The 17715-nt window shown below is 67.0% G+C and carries 8 protein-coding genes; 2 read left to right on the top strand and 6 right to left on the bottom strand.

Going from position 1 to position 17715, the window contains the following annotated elements; translation table 11 throughout:
• The 4 genes from KZQ38_RS09070 to KZQ38_RS09085 all read right to left on the bottom strand — a co-directional run bounded on the left by KZQ38_RS09070 (position 1) and on the right by KZQ38_RS09085 (position 2368).
• Positions 1–402, bottom strand: coding sequence for a hypothetical protein (locus tag KZQ38_RS09070; RefSeq protein ID WP_219440194.1), 402 nt, complete (start codon positions 400–402; stop codon positions 1–3).
• 14 nt (positions 403–416) lie between these two features.
• Entirely contained in the window at positions 417–683 is a 267-nt protein-coding gene (locus tag KZQ38_RS09075; protein WP_219440195.1) for a hypothetical protein, read from the bottom strand.
• Between the two features lie 108 nt (positions 684–791).
• Positions 792–1064: a hypothetical protein gene (locus KZQ38_RS09080; RefSeq protein ID WP_219440196.1), complete on the bottom strand. Its 273-nt coding sequence runs from the start codon at positions 1062–1064 to the stop codon at positions 792–794.
• Between the two features lie 374 nt (positions 1065–1438).
• Positions 1439–2368 (bottom strand): hypothetical protein, encoded by a 930-nt coding sequence (locus tag KZQ38_RS09085; RefSeq protein ID WP_219440197.1) that lies wholly within the window; start codon positions 2366–2368, stop codon positions 1439–1441.
• Positions 2369–3503: 1135 nt separating this feature from the next.
• Between KZQ38_RS09085 and KZQ38_RS09090 the strand changes: the two genes are divergently transcribed.
• Complete coding sequence (locus tag KZQ38_RS09090; protein WP_219440198.1) at positions 3504–6290, top strand: tetratricopeptide repeat protein; 2787 nt, start codon at positions 3504–3506, stop codon at positions 6288–6290.
• Positions 6291–6513: 223 nt separating this feature from the next.
• Entirely contained in the window at positions 6514–6741 is a 228-nt protein-coding gene (locus KZQ38_RS09095; RefSeq protein ID WP_219440199.1) for a transposase, read from the top strand.
• A gap of 724 nt (positions 6742–7465) precedes the next feature.
• Here KZQ38_RS09095 and KZQ38_RS09100 read toward each other — a convergent pair.
• Both KZQ38_RS09100 and KZQ38_RS09105 read right to left on the bottom strand, forming a co-directional pair.
• The gene (locus KZQ38_RS09100; RefSeq protein WP_257900975.1) at positions 7466–7933 is read right to left on the bottom strand and encodes an Imm1 family immunity protein; all 468 of its coding nucleotides are present in this window, start codon (positions 7931–7933) and stop codon (positions 7466–7468) included.
• Positions 7893–17582, bottom strand: coding sequence for an RHS repeat-associated core domain-containing protein (locus KZQ38_RS09105; RefSeq protein ID WP_219440200.1), 9690 nt, complete (start codon positions 17580–17582; stop codon positions 7893–7895). Before KZQ38_RS09105 ends, KZQ38_RS09100 begins: the two co-directional genes overlap by 41 nt.
• Positions 17583–17715: the final 133 nt, after the last annotated feature.

A 17715-nucleotide genomic window follows, 5' to 3' on the forward strand; every position in this document is an offset into this window, starting at 1 on the left:
TTACGCTGCGGTATTGATCGATGACTCGGACGGCGAGACGGTTCGACGCATGGTGGCGGTACGGCTCAAGGCCAGCACGATCAGCAGTCCGGCGATCGCGCAGCCGCTGAGCAGGGCGAGCGCGGTGTCCCATTTCTGACCGGTGACCAGTGCGCCGATCGCTATGGCGATGATGCCATTGGCCACGTCGGTGCTGGCGCCCACCCATGTGTTGGCCTCGTGGCGCAGTCGCTCGTCGATGCTGCTGTCGACCAGGAGGAAGGCGTTGATGAACACCGGAGTGACGAACAGGCCCGACAGCACCAGGAGCGTTGCGAGCAGCCACAGCGGACGGAGTACCAGCGACACCCACCAAGGCCAGCAGAAGGCGACACTGACCGCCACCAGCGACATGAACGTCATGGCCGCAGCACCCATCACGACCAGTGCGCGTCGCTGGCCGGCACGGTCGAGCACACGGCCCGCGGCGGGCCCAGGAACGCCAGGACCATGGTGCCGTTGACCAGCGCGGCGATGCCGTAGCCGTAGGGCTGGGCGAGGCTGACCAGCAACGTGATGGGCAGCACCGCCACGACGGTGCGGCTGACCAGGGCGATGGCGAGCAGGTTGAGCACGCGGGGGCGGGTGAGCACCCTGACCGCAGAGGTGTCGGCCTGCATTGGATCGTGATCCTCCACGAACATGTGACAACAACAGAACCGACCGCTCAGCGCGGACAGTCAGGGTGCCGGCGGTGCCTGGCCGCCGGTCGACGGGGTCGACGAAAGCTCAGCCGGGGTCGGCGGGTCGATTCAGGCGTGGGCCTGGACCGAATCGGGATGAAGGAGGACCACGCGGGCGACCGGATCGCCCCTGCGGACTGTCGTGGGCTCGGTGGGGTGGACGGCCAGGCTGAAGCCACCTCGGTCGGTCATGGCGTTGACCACTCGGGCAAGGAGGATCCCGAGGGGGATCTCCAAGCCCGGATGACCGGCGCCGAGTACGAGCAGGAGGTAGCGGTCGGGTATCCGGATGCCCCAGCCCAGACGCCATTCCACCGTGCCTGAACCGTTGGGGACGAACATGCCCTCCCAGCCGTGGCGATCCAGGAGCCGTCACGGCGCCACAACTCGGCCGTGCCGATCTTGCGGGCGACGTCGGCGACCTCCTCCCCCCGGGAACGGAGAGTTCGCTGTCGTTCACCGGAGCAGGGTCGAAGGTGATCGGGGAGCGCACCAGCCAACCCAGCTCCTGTCCCATCACCCAGGGAGGGCAGTCCACCGGTAGTCGGGCGATGCGCCGGTAGCGGAAGTGCTCGGCATACAGGTCGCGCTCCTCACGCGCCGCCTTGCGGTCGGTCTTGGGCGATTCGGGCGTCAACGCCACGGCTGCAACTGTGTGAAAGCGACGTCCACCACGGGTATTCCTTCTCCTCCAGGACGCACCGCGCTGTCACGCTTCAGCGGCGGAACGGTCGCCTGGGATCGCGCGGTTGCGCGTGGTCGAAGGTGGTGAACCAGGCGTGGGGCCGGTAGTCGCCTATGTCGAGACGGCGGTTGTGGTCGTCGTCGGGGTCCTCGATGCCGTCGCGGCCGGGATCGAACAGTTCGAGGATGTCGTGGTCGGTGAACAGCACGTCGGACAGCAGTGCCCAGTCCAGGTCGTCGCCGCGTTCGGGCAGCCCGGCGAAGCGCGTGTCCAGGCCGGACCAACCGTCGTCCACCGCCGACTCCGCATAGCGCAGAATCAGGTGCAGGGCCATCTCCTCGGCCGCACACCGGGGTCGCGGGCACTCCCCCGCCGCCAGGTCGGCGGCCAGGTCGTCGAACGAACGGGCCGCCCGACGCCGCCACACCGCATCCTGACGCCAGGTGATCCGAGGGAACTCGCCGAACACCGACCACAGCCCGCCCGCCGGATCCACCGGGCCGTCACCGAACTCCAGCACGTCACCGTAGGCCAGATCCGCCAACATCCCCGCGGCCGACCACAACACCGCGACCGTCCGCGGCGTCAACATCCCCGCCGCACACCGCACGCAGTCCCCGCCACCACAGCCGCACTCCGGGAACAACGCGGCGAAATCCGGCCACACCCGCGACCCGTCCCCCCGACCGTCGGCCTCGACGGCCCAGCACCGCGCGCCGACAACCTCCACACCCTCGCAGTCCACGATGGCGACCGGGTCGACCACGGCCTCCAACGCCGCCACCGGGTCACCACGCACACCCTCGGACCCGTCCCGACGAAACCGCACCACGGTCCCACCGGAACCGCCACCGACCACAAAGACGGACCCAACAACCGACCGCACCGCCGACCGCTCCAGCGGCGCCTCACCGACCACCTCGACCAGCACCTCGGCGGTCACCTTGAAACGACGCCGCACCCCACCACTGTCGACCACCCCACGACCCTACGACCAACACCCACCCACGGAACCCTCCGAACCAGGTCGGTTCACGTCGATCCGCGCACGTCAGACCCGGTCCAGGCAGGTTCAACAGAACCACCCGTCCGGGTGGCGACCCCATTCGGTGCTGGCAAAAAATCAGGAGCGAGTCGCTCCCGATCCGCTCCTTCGCAGCACCCTCGAAGATCGTTTCGCTGCCGACCCGTAACCAATTTCAACATCGGTACAAGCGCACGAGAAAGCCCGCTGACCTGTGCTTATCGCGCCGATACAGCGGGCTTCCTCCGACCGTCGGGACGACAGGATCTGAACCTGCGGCCCCTCGACACCCAGGGTCGCCCAGATCATGTCTTGACCTGCGGAAACAGCGAGTTCGCCCTCCAGTAAGGAGTGGTTGAGAGCACTTATTGCTTGGACAAGTCGGCAGCGGACAGCACGCACCTCCCTCCTGCACCCCCGACCGAGCAGAACCGGCCCATTCCGGGGCACTCGCATGGCGGCTGACAGGTCAATGCCAACCAACCCACTCCTACCGACCGTTCTTGGGGCGAGAGCCCGGCGTGTGGCCGAGGGTGACGACAACCGACCTCGAGCTTGGGCTTGTGTCCGGATGCGGACCGCTGAGCAATCAGCGCGACAAAGCACGTGCACCAACGAATGTAGCGTGACCACAACCGCCGAGATCCAACCATGGCAGGGCAGCCGAGATGCGAGGGCACCGTGTTCCAGGACACCATCCAGGAACATCACCAAACGGTGACCCATGTGCATCGTCGCTGTTCAGGAAGTGTTCTCCCCGCTCAGCGGGGGTTCTGGCCGTCCTCGCCCTCCATTCACTCGTAGACGTTCTCTCCGCGCAATGGGGATGGGTCGCGACTGGGCGGGTCCAGAACAGCACCCCCGGCGGTACCAATGAGCGGCAGCGGAGACACGCCTCGGGATGACACTCGCCGGGTGCCGAGCAGGTCGTAGGGTCGTCAGGATCGGCGGGCGCGATGACGGGGACGTGGTGGCGGGTGGTGTCGTGAGCGGGAGAAGGCGGCCTGGGCTGCTGTGGTTATGGCTGGCTCTGGCAGTGGTCGGATTCACCTCGTGGTGGTGGCAGCCCGCGGTGCTGCAGGCGCTGAGCTCGTTCTTGTCGTTGTCCTGGGAGGAGCGCGACCAGCGTGCCAGCGTCTTGAGCCTGGCGGTCACGGTTGTCCTCGGCGTGCCCGGACTCGTGTTGTCCGTGGTTTCGACGCGACAGAAGCACCGCTCCCATGTCGGCCCTGCCCTCCCCGACGAAGCGCTGGCCGCAGGCGCTCGCCTGCGGCCCACGGCATTGCCGCGGATGAGGACACTATCGGCTGGCCGAGCCCGGGTGCACATGGCGCTGCCGCTGCCGACCGGACACGACCGGCCGCAGCATCGGTGGCGGACCCCTTGGTGGGCGACCGGCGTCGTGCTGGACCCGGACCTGCCGCTGTTCGTGCCACGCGACCTGTCCGACGAGGTCACCGCATGGATGCGGCGGGCACGGGAGCAGGGCGGATTCTTGCTACTGGTGGGCACCTCCAGCGTGGGCAAGACCCGGCTGTTGTTCGAAACCGCCCGCCGCGAACTGAGCGCCTTCCGGGTGCTGGTGCCGGACCTGGGTGACGGCGGGGCGGTCAACGCCCTGGCCGAGACGGTGCCGCCGGGGCCGGTGGTGGTATGGCTGGACGAGTTGCAACGCTTCCTGCCCGGTCCCTACTTCGTTTCCGCCGACACCGCCCAGCACGAGCCCGTCACTGCCGGGGCACTGCGCCGCCTGCTCGACAGCGACACGCCGGTGGTCGTGCTGGCTACCTTGTGGCCGGACTACCTCGACCAACTCCGCGCCACCGACACCGTCGACAACGTGACCAGACCCCGCCACCCTGGCTCCACCGACGTACTGGCGCTGCAACCGACACAGCTACGGGTGAACACCTTTACCGAGACGGAGAAACGACGGGCACGCGAGCTGGGCGTTCAGGATCCGCGGCTGGCCATGACGGCAGCGTCGAACGCGGAGTTCAATGTCACCGAGACCCTCGCAGGCGCACCACGCATCGTGCAGCGCTATGACGAAGCCTCCGCCAGCCGGCTGGCCGTCGTCCACGCCGCAGTTGACGCCCGCCGCCTCGGAATCCAAGGCCCCCTGACCGAGGACCTGTTGCGCGAGGCCGCCCGCGGCTACCTCACCGACATTCATCCCGACGACGCCTGGTTCGACGAGGCTTTGCACGATTTGCGTCGCAATGATCGCCGCGAGGATGCCGCCACCGCGCCTCTCCTGATCGTTCCCACCGCCGACCGGCGCGGCGTCCTCGGCTACACCGTCACCGATTACCTCCTCCAGGTACTCCTGCGCCAGCGCCGCAGTCAACTGCTGACCGAGACGACCTGGCAGGCCCTCATCCACCACGTCAGCCATCCCGATGATCGCTGGCGCTTGGCTGACGGCGCCTTTCGTCGCCTGCAGTACCGACAGGCCGAGCACCTCTACAGTCCTCTCGTCGTCGAAGACAACCTCGCGGCCAGGCGCCTGGTCAACCTGCTGGCCATGCAGGGCAGGGAGAACGAGTTGCGAGTCCGTGCCAATGGCGGTGACTCAGTCGCCGCCATCGGTTTGGCCAACCTGCTGGCCAAACGTGGAGAACTCGAGCACGCCTGCGACGTGCTGCGACCTCACGCCGACGGTGACCGGCAGGCTGCCGCCTGGTTGAACAGGTGGCTCGAGCAGCTAGGCGCGACGCGGGAACTGCGTGACCGAGCCGAGGCTGGCGATCGCAGCGCTGCCACCAACCTGGTCGATCTCCTAGGAGGCCAGGGCAGGCTGGCAGAAGCGCGGGCCATCGCCCGGTTCAGCGACCACCAGGCCGGAGTCCGGCTAGCCGACCGGCTCATCCAAAGCGGACAGCTCCACCAGGCGCTCGACGTGCTGCGTTTCCACGCCTGCAACGGGCACCGCGAAACCGTCGAACATCTGACGAAGTTGTTGATCGAACACGGCGAGATTGACGAAGCCATGACCGTGTTGCGTACCCACGCCCAGGATCCACGGCTGTCCACCCAGTTGAACCGGCTCCTGGCTGCACAGGGCAGGCTGGAGGAACTTCGTGCCCGTGCCGCCAACGGAAACGGCGAAGCCGCCACCTGGTTGGCAACTCGCTTGCTCGGCAAAACCGAGACCGACGACGACAAGGTCGACGAGGCACTGGAGCTCTTGCGTCCCCATGCCGACGCCGGACACCAGCCCGCCACGCGCCTGCTGAACAAGTTGCTGGAACAGGACGGGCGGGAGCAAGATCTGCGCACACGCGCCAATCACGACCACGACGCAGCTGTGCGCTTGGCGACCCGCCTGCGCCGCCAAGGCGAAATCGACGAGGCACTGTCTGTGTTGCGTGCCCATGCTGACGCCGGTCACGTGCCCGCTGCCAGCGTGTTGGCCGACCTGCTGGTACGGCAAGGGCGCATCGACGAGTTGCGCCACCGCACCAAACACGGCGATCTCACAGCGGCCGAGGCATTGATTGATCACCTGGAGAGCGAAGGTCAGAACGAACAGGCCCTAGAGGCGTTGCGCATCCATGCCCACCGTGACCACGACGAATTATGGCTGAAATTTATTAGTATTCTCCTTCGGGAAGGCAGGCTCGACGAACTACGCGCCCATGCCGAGGCCGACGACGATGTTGCCGCCGACGTCCTGGTCGGCCATTTGGAGAGTAACGGCGACGAGCGCGCGCTGTGGTACGAACTGCACGCCGGTATCCACCAAGCCGCAGATACACTTGTCGAACTGCTGCATCGCCAGGGACGGTCAGAGGAGGCGGAGAAGCTGACTCGCTGGGGAGTAACCCCGGACGGTACACCATCGGATCCTTATTGATTATCCTTCGCACATCGACCGCCAGCCCGGCGCGACGGTCCACTGCCACACCGCATAACTGCCGATCCATGCTCGACCCCGCGCGCGAGGGACATCCGCAATACCTCGACGACGCCTTCCGCGCGCCTGGCCTTGACTCCGAGCACGCAAGGTGTCCCCATGTCTAATGGGACCTTGTTAAGCCGGTTGGGTGTATCCAGTGACAGTGTGCTCGTCTTGCCGGATGACGCCGTACAAGTTTCAGCCAGCGGGCGAGAGTTCGTCCGCAGAGGTGTTCAGCGGGTTCGCCAGGCGCGGGAAGGGCGAGTTGTATCTACGTGCGCTGTTGTTGAACGACGGGTACAAGTCGATGCAGCCATGGCCGAACGTCTCGGTGTGGACGTACCATCAACGGTTGCAGCAGTTCGCCACAACCTCGACACGGGTCATGTCGGTGTCCGACGGCGGTTGATTCGTTGTGAATGGGGCAACCCGGCGGGTGGAGTCGGAGTCCCTTTCGGGCGCGGGTGGGCTACTCGGTGGACGTAGTAGGCGACTCGGCAAACCTGAAGCAGCGCGCACGCCTGTGTGACGTTGCCGCCGCTGGGCTACTCCGCCCCACTGAACCGGTTAACGGTTCACCGGGTCTCGTTCGCGAGGAAGGCCGCCGCAGGCCCGAAGATCTCGACGTCCTCGGCCAGACGACGGTTCGCCCGCCGCAACCGGGCCAACTCCTGGCGCTTGTCGTTGGTCAGCCCGTCGGTGCAGGTTTCGGCGTCGCGGTCGCCTTACGTTACGCATTGCCGCGTCGCGCGGTCCCGGTCAAGTCGAAATCCCGTGCGATCTGACGCACCGACCGACCACCCTGCCGGCACAGCCCCACGACATCAGCCTTGAATTCTAAGGTGAACGACCAACGAGGCCGCGCTTCCTTCCACCCATAGGCTCCATGACGGAACATCCTTCCAGGAACCCGCGTCCCCCGATCTCAGATACACGCCAACGGGACATGCCTATTTTTGTTGTGCATTGGGTAACGTTGCCGCGAACGGCATACCGAACGTCGGTCGCGCTCCACCCTCCGACGGTGCCGAAAAACCAGTCGGCGCTGTCGCAGCAGCACCCGGCATCAATGGTGCCAGCAGAGGCCCAGCCGGTTATACGGATCTGCGAACTGCGGGCAAGCACCGACACGGTCACCCAGTGTTATTACGCCATTCCACTACTGTCGGCAGTTCCGCAGTCCGCAGCCACTCCGCGACTGCGGTTTCGAACCAGTGCAACGAGAGACCGGAGCCGGGCGGATATCCGGCATCGTCGGACTCGAACCCTGGCGACTCTGGCGCACCGACTGAGTACACCGTGCTCTGGTATCTATCCTGATAGGCGAGGTAACCATAGCCGTCGACCACGGCCGCGTACATCTCATGATCAGGCCAGTTCTGCTCCGGAATCCAAAGTGGACGTGCGTTGTGCACCAGCCGGGCAGAATCGGCTAGCGGGTCTGCGAATCGCTCCACCCATGCCGCAACATCAACCGCCGTTCGCAATGTCGCCTTCAACCCCTCGAAGCACCCATCGGCGTGTATCACCGACCAACCTACGGTGACACTCATTCGGTCATCATCTGCCAACGTACTTTCGTCCTCCTTGGCGAGATCCATCGTGAACCACCAATGTCCACCCCTGCGGCAGGAATCGGCGTAACTGCTTGTCACACGTGTTGGGCCAGCCTTCATCATGTGGATTTGTACCACACACCGGCCGGTTAATCTCAATCTCGGCGTGTTCGATGCCAAGATCCCTCATTCTCTCCACAAACTGAATCTCTACGTGACGCGCGATCCCCGCCTCAGCGTTGAGGTGGCCGCGAGTCAGCCCCAACTCGACCGCTCGCCGCCTTGCCGCCTCGTAATACTCACCCTTGCTACCGCTTTCTAGCGGCACCACATTACCTTCAGGGTCAGTCCATCGACCATGAGCGACGCCCGGCTGCGGCGGGGGGAGTCCGTCAGCGCATCGCTTCGAGTCGTCGTTATGGACCAGAAGTCCTGCTTTGCCGACTCGATACGTGTGCAAACCGTCCACGGTCAGGTTGTGGACTCGCAGGACGTCAGTGAACGCGACAGTGCTGATTACCGTGGCGGGACGGTGGTCCGCCGTCTCGAACGAGTAGCCCGGAATCAAATCCTCGGCGGCGACCCATCGCTGGAGGGACTCCACCCAGAACGGGTGTTCGTCTGTGGCTGTGACCGTGTCTGGGCCCGCATCCGTCCAGAGAGTCACCCGATAGTTCAGCCGCTCCGACTCGTGCGACCTCGTGTCAGTGACGACGCGCACGCCGAAGTCACCCGTGGTCGGATCAGCAGCCAGGACCTCGTCGCCGACCTTCACTTCACTGATCAGCTTGCTCGTGCCGTCAGCCATCAGTACCGGGGTGTCGCCAGCAAAGCTATTGTGGTCAAAGCTGACCCGGCAGCTACCGCTTGCTTCGCTCCTCGACCTGTCCCCTGCATCCTTCGCTGAACCGTTGCCCCGTTTGCGGCGCGGATTGAGCATGCCTAGTCCGTCACCCAGACCTGGAACTTGACTGTTGGCGAAGTCCGAGACAGCTTGCTCGCCGACTGTCTGGATAACGTTGAAGCCTGGCTTGACGATGGTGGCCTTGACGGTTTCCCAGACTTTGTTGACGTCTTGGACGTTCTCCGCCAACGCGGAGACCTTCCGGGCAGGTGCGCTGGACACAGACGACACCAGGTCTTTCCTGGCGATCCGTGGTGTCAGCGCCGCACGCAGGACTGGCATGGGGTTGTGTTTGGCGGCGTAGGCGATGGCGGTCTTGGCACGTCTGGTGACGGCTTCCATTGCGGCGTGCCTGGCGGCTGCTGCGGCAGCGGCTCGTTTGGCGGCTTGTTGGGCTGCTTCAAGGGCGGCGGTTTTGCTGAAGCCTGGGATGTTGCGGCCGAGTCGTACATCGTCGCCGAATCTGCGTGCGCCGCCTGTCAGGTCGTCGGCGTAGCGGCTCGAGCCGGCGAGGCGGTCGCCGCGGCGGAAGGCTCCGGCGATGTCGTCGCCGTACTTGAACAGGTATTTGGCACCCTTGGCGAGTTTGCCGAACGGGACGAAGTTCGAGGCCATCCAGAGGAAGTTGCCGAGACTGGGTTTGCGGATGAAGTTGGCGACGTCGTTGTAGCCGGAGACTTCCTTGGCGACTCGGAGGGCAACCTTGCCGACTTTGCCCCAGTTCGGCCAGTGGCCGTCCGGGTCGATCAGGTCGAGGGGTCGGCCTGCGCCGTAGGTGTAGCGGTTGAACAGGGGTGACGGGCCCGACGACGCGGAGACGGTGTCTCTGGAGGTGAATCCGCCGGTGCCGGGTTGGTACCAGCGGGCGCCCATGTTGACCAGGCCGGTGGTCGGGTCGGTCCAGTCGCCTTGGAAGCCGACTTGGCGTGGGGTTCCGGTGGATGTCGTTGCCTTGCCGAACGGGTCGTAGGCGGTGGAGTCGGCGATGCCCGGGGTGGTCGGGTCGATGCCGCCGATCACGTCGCCGTGTTTGTCCGACAGGACGAGTCGCTTGTTGAGGCCCTGGCTCAGGGAGAGCAGCTCGCCGGCGACTCCGCGGCCGTAGAGGGTGTCGCCGTCGGAGACGGGGTCGATGTCGAATCCCGCGTAGCAGAACGACTTGGTGCCCCTCTTGGCGAGGCGGTCCGCTCCGTCGTACTCGTACTTGGTGGAGCCGACCTGTACCAGACGGTCGTGGGCGTCGAAGTTGAACTTCTCTTCCAAGCCTGAGCTGGTCCGGGACGCCATGGATCCGCGGGCGGTGTACTTGTAGGTGTAGTCGCCGTCGGACTGGACGCGGTTGCGTTCGTCGTACACGGCGGTCTTGGTGCCGTTGCGGGTGCGGTTGCTTGAGGCGTCCCAGGCGTACTCGGTGGTATGGCCGCCGACTGACCACGACTTGAGGCGGTTGGCGTAGTCGTAGGTGTAGGTGTGGTCGCCCGCGCCTGCCAGGCCGGTGGTGGTCTTGCGGGTGAGGCGGTCGTTGAGGTCGTGTTCGTAGGTCAGCGAGGAGATCGTTGCCCCGGAGGAGTCCCTGATGACGTCGGACTTCTGGCGGCCGAGGCCGTCGTAGTCGAAGGTGCGGGCGCGGTCGGGGCCGTACTGCATGGACTTGAGTTGGCCGGTCTCGTTGTAGCCGAAGGTCACGGCGATACCGGTGAGGCCGTCGGTGACGGACTTGAGGCGGCCTTTGTCGTAGGCGAACCCGGTGGTTCCTGACGCGTCGGTTCGGCTGGTGGGCCTGCTGTCGCCGTCGTAGGCGTACGACGAGGTGCAGGACGGCCCGGTGGCGGTGAGCAGGTTGTCGCGGTCGTCGTAGTCGAAGGCGGTCCGGCCGCCGGGGGTGTCGATTTCTTTGAGGCGTCCGGTTTCGTCATAGGTCTGGACGCGTTCGGTGGTGGGAGCCTCGGCTCCGGACCCGGTTTCCCGGACCAGGCGGTTGAGCAGGTCGTACTGGCGTTCGCGGACGACGGCGCCGGGGGCGGTCAGTTTGGTGACGTTGCCTGCTTGGTCGTAGGCGGAGGTCCAGGTGCGGTCGGGGGCGTTCGGGTGGGTGGTGGTGGCGGGCTCGACGACGGATTCGGGGCGAGACCACGAGTTGTAGGTGGTGATGAAGCTGTTGCCGCGGCCGTCGGTGTAGCGGGTGGGGTTGTCCTTGGCGTCGTAGCCGAGCGAGGTGGTGATGGTTTCGGTGTCGGAGACCGGTTCGACCTGGCGGGTGGGACGGTCCAGCGCGTCGTAGGAGTAGGTGGCGGTGCGGTTGAGGGCGTCGGTGGCCGTGAGCACGTTGCCGGACGGGTCGTGGGTGTAGGTGGTGCGGCGCAGGATGGCGCCTTGGCCGTTGAGGCTGAACTGGCCGGTGAGCCTGCCTGCGGTGTCGTGGCGCAGGTAGCTGGTGCGACCCAGGGCGTCGCGCTGCCACACGGGGCGGCCCAGGCCGTCGTAGCCGAGTTGGAGCACTATCCCGGCGGGGTCGGTGGTGCTGGTTCGCTGGCCCAGGGCGTCGTAGGTGAACGTGGTGACGTCGCCCGACGGCGCGGTCGTCTTCAGCAGCTCGCCGGCGTCGTTGTACTCCAGGGTCGTGGTGTACGCGGCGGCGCTCGGTTTGCGTTCGAGCGCGGTCTCGGTGATCTTGCGGCCGAGTGCGTCGTAGGTCGCTTCCCGGCGTGCGCCGGTCGGGTCGGTCGTCGACAGCAGTTCGTTGTTGTGGGTGTAGGTGTAGCGCCACGTTCCGCCGACTTCGGTTCCGTTGTCGGGCTTGGGGTCCTGGCGTTCGATCACCCGGCCGATCTGGTCGTAGCGGAATCTGGTGATCTCGCCGCGTGGGCCGGTCACTTCGATCGCGTTGCCGGCCGCGTCGTACTTGGTCGCGGTGGTGTTCTTGACCGGTGTGGACGAGCCGGGGGCGGTGTAGTCCGGGGACTCCGCGCGGACGGGGCGTCCGGTCTTGTCGTAGGCCCAGCGGGAGACGTGGCCGTTCTCGTCGCGGACGGCGGTCTGGTCGCCGAAATTGTCGAAGCCGACCAAGGTTTCGGGGCGGGTGGTCACCGGCGCGCCGCCACCGGTTTCCACTACCACCGCGGGCTTCTTGACCGCGATCTGGCGTTCGTTCTCGTCGTAGCGGTACTCGGTGGTGAACGCGGCGGGGTCGGCGCCCGCCGCGTTGCCGCGTGGGTCGGTCTCGGCGACCATCAGGCCACGTTTGTCGTAGCGTCGCGTGGTGGTGATGGGGGTCGCGCCGAACTGCACGGTTTCGGCGATCTGGTTGCCGACGTTGTCGTAGGTGTAGTCGACGGTCGTGACGGCGGAGGTCTGTACACCCGGGGTGTTGGATCCGTTGCCGGAGCGGGTGAGTCGGGTGACGTTGCCGTTGGCGTCGTACTGGTAGACCGTGCGGCGGGCGAGCCCGGCCGGGTCTTCGACGGTTTCGCTGATGCGGCCGACTTCGTTGACCGCGTGCGTGGTGACCTTGCCGTTGGGGCCAATGCGCTTGATCAGGTTGCCCGCGCCGTCGTATTCGTTCTGTTCCAGTACGACGCGTCGGGTTCCGCTGGCGGACGGGACTTCGGCGACCACCCGGAAGACCAGGCCGTTGGGCGTGTACTCGTAGCTCGTTTTGCGGCCCATGGCGTCGACGCTGCGGATCAGTCGGCCACCGAGGTCGTAGGTGTTGGCCTCCATCACCAGCAACGTGCCGTCACCCGGTGGTTCGCCGGTACTGATGCCGCCGGAGACCGGTTTGCCGTGCCAGCCGCGCAGTCGCACCTCGGCGACCTTGTTGCGGGCGGTGTAGGCGTACTCGATGCGGGTGCCCAGCGGGTCGACGACCCAGGTGCGGTTGCCGAAGACGTCGTAGCCGTAGCTGGTCTTCGCACCCTCCGGGTCGGTGACCGAGTCCTGCCGGCCGCGGTCGTCGTAGGTGTAGGAGATGGTGCGGGTCTCGCCGCCGCCGGTGAGGTCGGAGACCTCCAGTTTCTCCGGGCGGCCGTCCGGGTCGTAGGTGGTCTTGGTGAACTTGGTGTGCTTGACGCCGGTTATCGCGTTGGTGACGGGTGCGTCGGTGACTTCGGTCGGTTGGTTGCGCTCGTCGTAGACGAACTTGGTCTCCAGGCCCGCCGGGTAGGTGTCGGAGAACTCCGTCTCGCTGATCTGGCGGCCCAGCAGGTCGTACTTGTTGGTGGTGACGCGGCTTTCGGCCTCGGCGTCGGTTCGACCGGGTTCGGTGGTCGAGTACAGGTCTCCGTTGGGGTAGTAGCGGTAGGTGGTGACCTTGCCGCGTGCGTCCTTGGTGGTCTTGAGAAGTCCGGGGGGTTCGTTGCCGCTCGGGTAGGCGGCGGTGGTGCCGTCGGTGTAGGTGTGCGTGACGGACGTGCCGTCCGGCATGGTTTGGGTGAGCAGTTCGCCGCGGTCGGTGTAGGTGGACGTGGTCAGGTACCGGTTGTCGTTGGCGTCTGTCGAGCGTCCGTCGCGGGCCGTGAGCTGCTTGTCGATGCGCGGGTCGGTGTCGTTGACCTTGCCCGGCTCGGGTTTGTGGTAGGTGAACCGCTCGGTGTCGCAGACCCCTGGTGCGCGGCAGGTCTTGCGGGAGAGCACGTTGCCGCGCTCGTCGTGGACCAGTTCGACCTGGTTGCCGTTCTCGTCGGTGATGGTCTGTTGGAAGCCGGATGGGTCGTAGTCGTAGGTGCGGACGCCGACTCCTTGGACGGGGCCGCCTTGCCAGTTCGGGTTGTTGACGCCTTGGCCGCCGCAGTAGACGGGTGTGCCGTCGGGGTTGGTGGTCGGCCCGGTGCACGGTGGTCCGGTGGAGGGGGTGGTGGGCACGACCGAGGGGTCGGGTCTGTCCTCCAGGCGGAGGCCGATGCCCAGGGGTGCGACGAACCGGGTGATCCGGCCGCGGATCGGGTCGTAGTCGAAGAAGTGCTGCCGGTTGCCCGGGTCGGTGACCTGGATGGTGCGCACGAGGTTGCGCACGGTCCGACCCTGCGCGTCCTGCTCCTCGGTGCCGCTGACGGAGGGCAGGCTCAGCTTCCACAGGCCGCCGTCGGTGTCGGTGTACTCGCGGATGCGGTCGTTGGTGGTGTCGTAGGCCAGTTGCGCGGCCACCCGACCGCTCGGCGTGGTCACCTTGGTCAGCTGGTCGGAGTGCTCTCGTGCGCGGAAGTGCGCCTGCACTGCGGCGTGGCCGAGTGGCTGCTGGTAGATCGCCACCTCGTCGACCTGGCCGGCGAAGTGCTTCTTGCCCTCGCCCGGCCACCAGCCCGCCGGCGCCCAGGCCGACGGCGGGACCACGTGGGCCGCGCCGACCTGGCCGAAGTTGAGCAGGCTGTCGTCGATCTCGCCGTTGGTGGTGCCGACCTTGTTCCCGTCCAGGTAGAGCGTCTGGACGGCCAGTGACCCGGTGAGCACGACGTGGTGCCAGTTGCCGTCGTTGACGGTGCCGGGGCTGGTGATCGGGTCGACCCGGCCGTGCCAGAACTGGCCGCGCAGCTTGCCGTCGCGGTCGACGTACAGCGCCGGCACCGCGCCGGTCTGGGTTCGGTCGAACGGTGCGTGTTGGAAGCCGATCAGCGGGCCGCCGGAGGCGGTCTTGAACCACAGCTCGATCGACAGGTCGCGGGACTTCTTGATCGCGCCGTCGGGCAGCGTCACGTACGACGAGGTGCCGTTGAACCCAGTGGAGGCGTCGTCCGTGCCGTCCAGCACACCCGGCTCGGCGAGCTGCGTGTTGCGGTGCGCGCCGTTGTCCTTGCCCAGGTTGGTGCCGACCTGGCTGACCGCGACGTCGCCGCTGCCTTCACCGAGCCGCCAGTACGAGTCCGGCTTCGAGTCGATCACCACGGAGCGGTAGTGCGAGCCGTTCTCGTACTCGTACTTGGTGCAGCCGTTCTTGGGGTCGCAGACCTCGGTCAGCCGGTCACCGAGGTACTTGTACGTCCACCTGATCGGGGTGCCGCCGGTGACCGGCGGGTCCGTACGGACCTCGGTGACGTGGTTGCCGGCCCACGTGAAGTACAGCGTGCGGCCACTGGTCATGCTGACGGCGCGTCGGATCTTGCTGTCCAGGCCGTAGTCGAGTTCCACCGCTCGACCGGCGTTGTCCCGGATGGTGATGAGCCGTCCGTCGAACTCTCGGAACGTGTAGACCGTGTTCGCCTTGTCCACCAACACGAACGGCCGACTCGGCTGGCCCACGTCCTGGTAGAAGGTGGCGAACCGGCCGGCGGGCGGGTCGAAGCTGCCGTCGGCGGCGTTGCGGCCGAACCGCACCTGCTGACCGTCCGGGTAGGTGACGACGACGTTGCCGCTGCCGTCGTCGTCCCGCACGACGCGCATGTCGTACCGGGTCGACCAGCCCGCGCCGAACAACGAGTCCTTGCGCGGGTCGAGGCTGTTATAGGTCCGCGCGACTGTAAGTTCCGGTCCGGTGACGACGATGGAGGCATCGACCGCGGCGGTGCTGTAATTGCCGATCTGCGGGTCGAAGTCCAGATCGCCCGCGCTGTAGGGCGCGCCGCCCAGGTGCGAGGTGATGTCCGGTTGCGGCACGGCGGTCAGCAGCGCGCTGAACGGCAGCGCCTCACTGCGGGTGCCGCTCGGGTCGACCGCCCACGCCCGCCAGTGGTAAGTCTCGCTCCAGTGCAACCGTCCACCAGGGACGGTCCAGGTCTTGCTCGTGGAACGCGGCCCGAGCGTGCAGTTGCCGGTGTCCGGCGAGCCGTCGACGGCGCTGCCGCAGACCTCGAACTCGTACCGCACCGAGGTGTTCGGCGGCGCGTCCACGTCGACCGCGTCCGCCCACAGCTGCGGGTTGAGCGTCGGCGCGGAGTGCCCGGCGGGCGGGTACTGCGCCTTCACCACCGGCGGCAGCTCGAACATCGTCAGCGACAGCCGCGCCGGTGGGATCTGCTCGTCGGTGAAGTAGGTGCCGTTGTGCACCATGCTGAAGTCGAGCAGGTAGTCACCGGGGCTGGCGAACCGGAAGACGGTGGCGTCGAGCGTGATCGTGTCGCCCGGGGGCACGTTGCGGGGCAGCGCTGCCGATTCGCGGGAATCGACCGGGCGGCCGGCGGAGGTGAACGCACGGTAGGCCAGCTTGAACGCGCCCGGCGTCCAGGTCTGCGCACCCCGGTTGGTGACCGCGATCCGCACCTTGCCGTCCTGCCGGCGGTGCACCGGCGGCTCGGGTACACCCCGCTCGATCCGGTAGGACGCGTCGTAGGACGTGTGCGTCACGAACAGCCGGGGCGGATTGGCCGTGCCCGCACCGGTGAACTTCTTCCAGCTGCGCACCGCTTTCACGGCCAGCCCGTTGTTGGCGCCGCCGCGCACCCAGTCCTGCACCGCGGCGCGGCCCGCGTCACCGAGGTCGATGGAGTCGGGTGCGGCCGGGCACGCCGAGTGCGACTGGCCCAGTGCCACGTAGCCGTGCGCGAACGACGCCGTGCCCAGCGTCGGGCCGGTCGACGGGTGGCCGGACCCCGAGGGTGCCCAGCTTCCGGTGACCCGGTGGACGGTGATCGGCTCGGGACGGCAGGACGGTGCGTCGAAGCTGGTCAGGTAGAGCTGCGCGCCGAAGATCCGGTGGTTGGCCAGCGCCGACGAGACGCCGTCGAACTTCAGGTACATCGCACTGCCGTTGCCCACCAGCAGTTCCGAGCCGCCGGTCCGCGGACCGCCGGACGTGACGACCGCGGCGTTCGCTTTGGCCCCGTGCACCGACGGATCCACCGACACCGGGTAGATCCGCGCCGGGTCGCGCAGCCACGCGTCGTCCAGCGTCATCGTCAGCGCGTCGCCGGTGACCTCGTAGCGGACACCGTGCGAGACGTTCGGCTGCTCCGGATCCGCATCCGTCATGAACCCGGCGGGGATGCGGGCCTTCTCCTGGCCGGCGGAGTCCAGCAGGGCCACGTCGCCGTTGTCCGGCTTCGCGGTCAGACCCTTGAGCCGCAGGGGGAACACGAAGGTGCGCGGGGCGTCCGGCGAGGCGAGGACCAGGGTCTCCTTCACGCCGCCGGGCAGCACCTCCAGCCGCAGGTCGGTGTCCTTGCCGACGCCGGGATAGGTGACGCCGCTGCCCTCGACCCGTGCCCGCGCCGGGGCCGTGCCCGCCAGACCGAAGGCCAACTCGTGTCCGCCGGACAGCGTCAACCGCACGAACGGGTCCTCCGACGCGGTCGCGGCGAATCGGGTCCGCACGTCGTCGGCGGTGTTGCGGAACGAATCGCCGTCGGCGACCACACGCGTGTCGATCGGCTGCCACGAGCCATCGGCCGCCCGGTAGTGCACCGGCGACTGGCTGAACTCGGTGGTCGCCGTGCCGTCGGTGTTGCGGTAGGTGCGGGAGTTCGCCTGCCGCTGCCCGGCGTCCTCCTCGCTGGACGCGGGGTCGTAGCCGGTCGGTCTGGTCTCGGATGCGACCTCGCGTGCCTCGTTCGGGCGCGGCTGTTCCGAGGGGAACTTCGGTTGTGGATGCTTCGCGGACTCCGACCGCGGGAGCGCGCGGTTGGCCGTCGAGCCGGCTTCCTCTTGTGGCTGCCCCTCGGCGGAGCCCCATACCTGATCGGGGGCGGACTCCCCCGGATCGACCGCGGGCGCTGAGGACGACCCGAACGGGGGCAACGGCTCGATCAAATCCGCCGGAACCACGCCGAGCGCCAGCACCAGAATCAGTCCGAGCGCGCCGACCACCCGCCCGGCGCGGGAACGCGGAAACGGAAAACGGGCACGCCGAATACGCCGTTCGACCATTGCATCCCCCCGCGCCGAACTCCCGTGGCAGTCCCGGCCGACACCGATCCCGGACCGGTACGCGACGTAGCATCCGCGACCGATCTTGAAAAGGCAAGAGAGGCTTCGAATGGAATAAGACGACATTTACCCA

Source organism: Saccharothrix obliqua (assembly GCF_019375475.1).
In the GTDB taxonomy this organism is placed as follows: Bacteria; Actinomycetota; Actinomycetes; order Mycobacteriales; family Pseudonocardiaceae; genus Actinosynnema; species Actinosynnema obliqua.